Origin of the sequence: Streptomyces sp. NPDC051662 (assembly GCF_040681655.1) — a bacterium.
Taxonomy (GTDB): domain Bacteria; phylum Actinomycetota; class Actinomycetes; order Streptomycetales; family Streptomycetaceae; genus Streptomyces.
Window position 1 is genome coordinate 1 of sequence record NZ_JBFAZD010000076.1, and the last position, 1,421, is coordinate 1,421.

Genomic DNA, 1,421 nt, shown 5'->3' on the forward strand with positions numbered 1-1,421 from the left:
GAGGATCCTTCGGGGTGTGTGGGTGGGGTGGATGTGTTGGATGAGGTGGAGCGTGGGGTTGTTGGGGTGGTGGGTGGTGTGTTGCCGGTGGAGGGGGTGCGTTCGACTTTGCCGGTGTTGTTCGAGGGTCGGGTGGAGCGGGGTCGGGATGCGGTGGCGTTGGTGTGTGGGGATGTTTGTTTGTCGTATGGGGAGTTGGATGTTCGTGCGGAGCGGTTGGCGCATTTGTTGATTGGTCGGGGTGTGGGGGTGGGGGATTTTGTGGCGGTGGTTCTGCCGCGTTCGGTGGATTTGGTGGTGGCTGTGTTGGGTGTGCTGAAGGCGGGTGCGGCTTATGTTCCGGTGGATCCGGCGTATCCGGTGGATCGGGTTCGGGATACGTTGCTGGATTGTCGGTCTGTGTTGGTGGTGACGTGTGGGGAGGTTGTTGGTGGGTTGCCTGAGGGTGTTGGTGGTGAGTGGGTGGTGTTGGATGATCCGGTGGTGGTGGGGGAGTTGGCGGGTTTGCCGGGTGTGGGTGTGGTGGGGCGGCGTGGGGTTTTGTTGCCGGAGCATCCGGCGTATGTGATTTATACGTCGGGTTCGACGGGGCGGCCGAAGGGTGTGGTGGTGGCGCATCAGAATGTGGTGCGTTTGTTTTCTGCGACGGATGGGTGGTTCGGGTTTGGTTCTGATGATGTGTGGACGTTGTTTCATTCGTTTGCGTTTGATTTTTCGGTGTGGGAGTTGTGGGGTGCGTTGTTGTATGGGGGTCGGTTGGTTGTGGTGTCTCATGAGGTGAGTCGTTCGCCGGGTGATTTTCTGGATCTTTTGGTGCGGGAGCGGGTGACGGTTCTTAATCAGACTCCTTCGGCGTTTTATCAGTTGAGTCAGGCGGATGCTGAGCGTCCTGAGGTGGGGCGTGGTCTTGCGTTGCGTTATCTGGTGTTCGGTGGGGAGGCTTTGGAGCCGACGCGGTTGGCGGATTGGTTTGGCCGTCATGGTGAGGGGTCGCCGTTGTTGGTGAATATGTATGGGATTACGGAGACGACGGTTCATGTGACGTATTTGCCGTTGGCTGCGTCGTTGGCGGTGGGTGGTGTGGGGAGTGTGATTGGGGAGGGTATCGCGGATCTGCGTGTTCATGTTCTGGATGAGTGGTTGCGTCCTGTGCCGTTCGGTGTGATGGGTGAGTTGTATGTGGGTGGGCGGGGGCCGGCGGATGGGTATTTGTATCGTTCGGGTCTGACGTCGGAGCGGTTTGTCGCGGATCCTTTTGCGGGTGATGGTTCGCGGATGTATCGGACGGGTGATCTGGCGCGTCGGTTGCGTGGTGGGGGTTTGGAGTATCTGGGCCGGGCGGATCTTCAGGTGAAGATTCGTGGTTTCCGTATTGAGTTGGGTGAGGTCGAGGCGGTTCTGGCTCGTTGTGCGGGGGTGGG

Annotated in this window: 1 protein-coding gene; it reads left to right on the forward strand. The window is 59.5% G+C overall.

The window, feature by feature from the left end:
• Positions 1–1,421: amino acid adenylation domain-containing protein (locus tag AB0M67_RS41595; protein ID WP_365753416.1), on the forward strand; the 1,421-nt coding region annotated here is incomplete at both ends.